Below are 4960 nucleotides of genomic sequence, written 5' to 3' on the forward strand. Positions count from 1 at the left end.
ACCGCAGAGAGTGGCCGGCGTGCCCGCGGTGGTCACCGACGACGTCGCCGCCGCCCGCGCCCACGCGGCGGAGGTCCTCGGCTTCTACGACGACATCCCCTCCTACCGGAAGGTCATCGCTGCTGAGGGCCTGTCGAGCGCGGCCGACCTGCTGCTCGCCGGAGACGAGGACACCGTCGCCGCCGGCCTGCGCCGCTACGTCGACGCCGGGGCCACCGAGATCATGATCAGCCATACCGAGCTGCTCGGCGAACGCGCACGCGCACGCACCTGGGCACTCGCCCGGTGTCTGTGACGGCAGTCCGGATGCGAAACCTCGGCCGGCTCGCGGTCGGGGCGGGCAACGCCGCCGTCCCGGCCGTTGCCGCGGTGCCGGTTCTGCACGACTCCCGGCCCGTCATGGCTCCGGGGAACCCCGACCGCACATGATCAACCCGAGGCGCCGAGCGGCCGATCTCGACCAGCGGCGTTGCCCCGTGCTGAACCGCTCCACCGGTTCAGCGCTGACCGCTGCTACTCGAACCCGGACTCCTGCGGCCCTGTTGAGGCCGCCCCGTCTGCGGAGCTTGACCGCGAGGCATCAGTTGCCGCCGCCGAGTCCGGGCCGTGCGGGCTCGCGCCGTTCAGCGCGGTACGCAGGTCGCGCCGCAGGTCGTGGTCGGGCTGCCCGTCGGCGGGGACGCGGTCGAGGGATCGGGCGAGTGTCTCGTGCAGCTGCTCGAAACGTGCCCGTTCGGCCGCAGCCGCGCTGGTCTGCCCGTCCAGCTGCCCGCGCAACTCCTCGATCTTGTCGTGCAGCGGGGCGAGGCTGTCCGCGTAGCCGCGGGTGGCGTCGGTCAGCTGCTGGGTCAGCGCGGCGATGCGCTCATCGGCGTGGTCCTGGCTGGCTTTGAGGCGAGCCTCGAAATCCTCGCTCTGGGCGCGGATCTGCTGGTCGTGCTCCTCGCGCAGCGCCGTGCGCAGGCTCTGCCGCGCCTGATCGAGCTGTTCCAGCGCCGAGGCGCGCTCGTCGGCGAGGGTCTGCTGGGTTTCGGTCAGCCGCTGGTTGGCGGTGTTGAGTTGTTCGAGGGCGTGCGCCCGGTCGTCGGTGGCCTTCGCTGCCTCGTCCCGGGCGCTTTCGGCGTCCTCGGTGGCTCGGGCCGCGGTCCGCTCGGCGTCCTGTTGCCCGGCACGTGCGGCTTGGGCCTGTTCGCGGGCCTGCTCGGCGTCGTCGGTGGCCTGGTCGCGTTCGGCGGTGGCGGTGCGGGCCGCTTCCAGCGCCTCGTCGCGTTCGCGTTCGGCGGTCTCACGCGCGGCGAGCGCGGCTTCGAGCTGATCGGAGGCGTGCGAGTGCAGCGCGGCGACCTCGGTGCGCACGGGATCGACCGCCGCGTTGAGCCGGTCGAGGTGCTGTTGCAGCGCTGTGAGGTCGAACGGGGTCATGGGCTGCTGTTCGCCGTAGACCTGGACCCACATCTCGCGGTGCTCGTCGAGCATCGCGCAGCTGATCGTCTTCGCGCCCCACTGGCCGTAGCGGTCCGCGTCGGCCGGGCAGTACGGGGTGGGCCGTCCGCCACGCGAGGGCAGTGGCGGTAGCGGCTCACCGCAGTAGGCGCAGTGGGCCTGCTCGCCCGCGGTCAGCTTCTGCAGCGTGGTTTCGCGGCGCTGCTCGCGGCTCGCCCGCCGCGCCGGAGCGGGCGGCTTTCGGTGCGTCCCGTCGTCCTGCTCGTCCTGGGTCGTGTCCTGGCCCGCCACGGTTCTTGTGCCCTCCCGGTAGCCCGCATGCCTGCGTGAACGATCATCGTCTAGTTCTAGTTCAAGAACTTTAACATGGTTGATCGAGTTCTAATCGATAACTGACACAGCGAAGACGTCGGACCGGAGTCATATGGATAACCAGGATTATGGATATGATCTCGTGGTGAGGTTCGGAGGCGGCCCGCCGCGGCGAGCGGGGGCCACCGCGAGGCGAGAAAGGGAGGGCCGCACAGCGATGACCCACGCCGTGGCCACGATCGAGGAGCCGGGCGGCAAGACCAGCCGGGAGCGGTTCGCCCGGGAGCGGTTCGCACAGTTCCTGCGGATCTACACCTCGTTGAACACCCGCATCGCCTACGCCACCGACCTGGGCATCCCGCTGGAATGGGTGCCCGGCTACCAACCGCCGGATCCGCAGCGCCGCCGCGGCCGGGCGCGGCGGACCGAGCCGACCGGGCTGGAATGGCTCAACTGGTGTGTGCGCAGCGGGTTCGGCTCTTTCGCCGACGTGCGGGTGCAGCACGTCGAGCAGTGGCTGGAAGAACTCGCCGACGCCGGTTACCGCGACGCCACGCGGGCGCGGATGCTCTCGGCGGTCTCGGCGTTCTACCGCAAGTACCTGCTGCGGGAGGGCTTGGCCGAGCACAACCCGGCCGCGCTGGTCGACCGCTCCAACCAGCACCTCAACCGCTCCGCAGCAACCCCGTCGACCACGGCGATGTGGTCGTTCGAGGCGTGCCGGGCGCTGCTGCACGCCGCGCACCTGCTCGCGCCCGGTCGCCGGGACGGACTTCGCGACCGGGCGATGGTCGAGGTGCTCATCGGCACCGGAGTCCGCGCGGAGGAACTGGTCGGGGTCGATCTGGACGGCTATCAGCGGCCCGCACCGGGCGGGCCTGCCGCGCTGCGGGTGCACGGCAAAGGCGGCAAAGATCGCCGGGTGGCGCTGGCCGCGCCGGTGGCCGATGCGATCGAGGATTACCTGGCGGTGCGCAGCACTCCGGCGGTGCCCGCCGTTGCCGGGCAGGTCGGCAACCGGGTCGCGCAGCCGTTGTTCGTGACCCGCACCGGAGCCCGGGTGCACGTCACGCACGTGCAGGCGGTGCTGCGGAGGTTGTGCGCGACGTTCGCGCCCGCACCGGACGCGCCTGCGCCGCGGGCGCGGTGGCTCAGGGACCTGCTGGCCACCGAGCAGGCCGCGGTGATCGCGCAGCACCTGGGTCCGTTGCGGGAGACCATCCATCCGCACTCGGCGCGGCATTCCTACGCCACGCACGCGATCACCCGCGGCGCCGAGCCTCGGCAGGTTCAGCACGACCTCGGTCATGCCGCGTTGTCGACGACCGAGGGCTATCTGCACGACGCCGAGGAGCTGGCCCAATCGGCCGCCCACGAGCTCGCCCCGGCGCTGCACCGGGGCTGGCTGGCGACCCGAAACGGATGATCAGCCGCGTCCGGGAGCGGCAGCGGTTTCGGTCACGGTGACGATTTCGTCAGCCGTGCAGCGCCAGGTAGGGCGCCACGGCCAGCAATGCCGCCACCAGCGCGTACTTGAGCCCGCGGGTCGGCACGGCGTGCGCGATCTTCCAGCCCAGCAGCACCCCGGCGAGTTCGGGGATGCCCACCAGCGCGGCCAGCGGCCAGTTGATCGCGCCGTGGGCGAGGTAGCCGACGGTGCCGACCGCGGCGATCACGATGGACTGCGCTTGCGCGGCCGCCAACGACTCCAGCACCGGCACGCCGAAGGCGATCAGCAGCGGCACGGTCAGCATCGGACCGCCGATGCCGACGATGCCCGAGGCCACGGCCACCGCGAACCCGGTGCCACCGACCAGCGCCATCGGCGGGTGCGCGGCGGTTCCGGCGGGTTCGCGGCGCTCGCGCAGCCACACCAGCACCGCCACCAGCGTCACGAACACCGCCAGCACCAGCCCGAACACCCGCTTGGACACCACCGTGTTGATCAGCACGCCCAGCGGGGTCCCGGCCAGCGCGGTCGCGCACAGGATCAGCGCGCTGCGCCGCGTCTCGGGATCGCGCAGCTGCCCGGAGCGGGTGTAGGCGGCGGTGGCCAGCGCGCCCGTGGCCACGTGCGTGACGATCGCGGTGCCTGCGACCTCGGCCGAGCTCAGCCCGGTCAGCGCGAACAGCCCGATGGTCGGCAGCACGCCGCCCGGCCCGAGGGCGGTGATCCCGACACCGCCGACCAAGCCGAACAGGCCCAGCAGCACCAGCACGGGTGTGGAAAGTCCGGCCATGACCGCGGTCGTCCTCCTGATGGGGTAGCGCGAGCGGCGCTGACCGTAACACCACCGCTGCGTCCGCAGGCCCGAGCGCGATCACTTAAACCGGCTCCGGAGACGTCCGGCGCGGCAGCGGCTAGTGCGAACCGGTCCGGCGCAGGTGCAGCAGCGGGAACGGCCTGCCCTCGCCGTCGAGTTCCGATCGGTCGATTCGCTCGAACCCTTTTGCTTCGTAGAAGTGGCGGCCGCTGTCGTTGGCCTCGTTGACATCGACATGAAGCACGTCGAATCGCCGCCCGATGTCGTCGAGCAGCCGAGTTCCGATTCCACGGCCCTGCGCCGCCGGATCGACGAACAGCATGTGAATCTCGCCGTCTTTGTGCGCGATGAACCCCAGCGGCCCGTGTCCCTGCTGGTCGGCCACGCGCAAGTCCCCCATGGCGGGCAGGTATCCGGAGACGGCCGACTCGTAGAAGTCGATGTCTTCCCCGGTCAGGAAATGATGCGTCGCTTCAACCGAACGCCGCCAGATGCCCAAGAGAACGGCGTGTTCCTCGGGTCCGGCCGACCGTACCTGCACGTCGAAATCCACTACCGCAGGATACTGACCGGCCGGGGGCCTTGTGCCCGCACAGCGAATGCTGAGCGCGAATCGCACGCGCCGGCGCGGCCGCGACGACCTCGTCCTGTTGCGCACGATCGGCGACCTCGCGCGAGCCGCGCCGCGCCGCCGGTCCTCGTCGCGACGGTTTTTGCGGAACCGGCAACGATGTTTGTCGTTCGGGACGCCGGAAGTGGACCGTGTCCTGTATGGACATCGGCGAGGAAAGGACCACGATGACCGACGCGAACGGCACTGCCGAGCACTGGGACGCGCGTTACGGCGAGCACGAGCAGTTCTGGAGCGGGAATCCGAACGCGGCCCTGGTCGAACACGTCGCGCAGCTCGTCCCGGGGCGCGCGCTCGACCTCGGCTGCGG

The 4960-nt window shown here is 71.1% G+C and carries 4 protein-coding genes and 1 pseudogene; 2 read left to right on the forward strand and 3 right to left on the reverse strand.

Going from position 1 to position 4960, the window contains the following annotated elements:
* A pseudogene (locus IJH84_RS26075) lies at positions 1-295 on the forward strand (LLM class F420-dependent oxidoreductase); the annotation flags it as partial.
* A gap of 218 nt (positions 296-513) precedes the next feature.
* Here the strand turns inward: IJH84_RS26075 and IJH84_RS26080 are convergent.
* Entirely contained in the window at positions 514-1734 is a 1221-nt protein-coding gene (locus IJH84_RS26080; protein WP_295150091.1) for a hypothetical protein, read from the reverse strand.
* 238 nt (positions 1735-1972) lie between these two features.
* Between IJH84_RS26080 and IJH84_RS26085 the strand changes: the two genes are divergently transcribed.
* The gene (locus IJH84_RS26085) at positions 1973-3181 is read left to right on the forward strand and encodes a tyrosine-type recombinase/integrase (protein WP_295150094.1); all 1209 of its coding nucleotides are present in this window, start codon (positions 1973-1975) and stop codon (positions 3179-3181) included.
* Positions 3182-3230: 49 nt separating this feature from the next.
* Here IJH84_RS26085 and IJH84_RS26090 read toward each other — a convergent pair whose 3' ends face one another.
* Positions 3231-3995, reverse strand: coding sequence for a sulfite exporter TauE/SafE family protein (locus tag IJH84_RS26090; protein ID WP_295150096.1), 765 nt, complete (start codon positions 3993-3995; stop codon positions 3231-3233).
* Positions 3996-4116: 121 nt separating this feature from the next.
* Complete coding sequence (locus IJH84_RS26095) at positions 4117-4572, reverse strand: GNAT family N-acetyltransferase (RefSeq protein ID WP_295150098.1); 456 nt, start codon at positions 4570-4572, stop codon at positions 4117-4119.
* Positions 4573-4960: the final 388 nt, after the last annotated feature.

It is taken from the genome of Saccharopolyspora sp. (assembly GCF_017434145.1).
In the GTDB taxonomy this organism is placed as follows: Bacteria; Actinomycetota; Actinomycetes; order Mycobacteriales; family Pseudonocardiaceae; genus Saccharopolyspora_C; species Saccharopolyspora_C galaxeae.

Bases quoted from the DNA above. Each gene is read 5' to 3' on its own strand.
- IJH84_RS26090 (WP_295150096.1), bottom strand. From the start codon at position 3,995: ATGGCCGGACTTTCCACACCCGTGCTGGTGCTGCTGGGCCTGTTCGGC.
- IJH84_RS26085 (WP_295150094.1), top strand. From the start codon at position 1,973: ATGACCCACGCCGTGGCCACGATCGAGGAGCCGGGCGGCAAGACCAGC.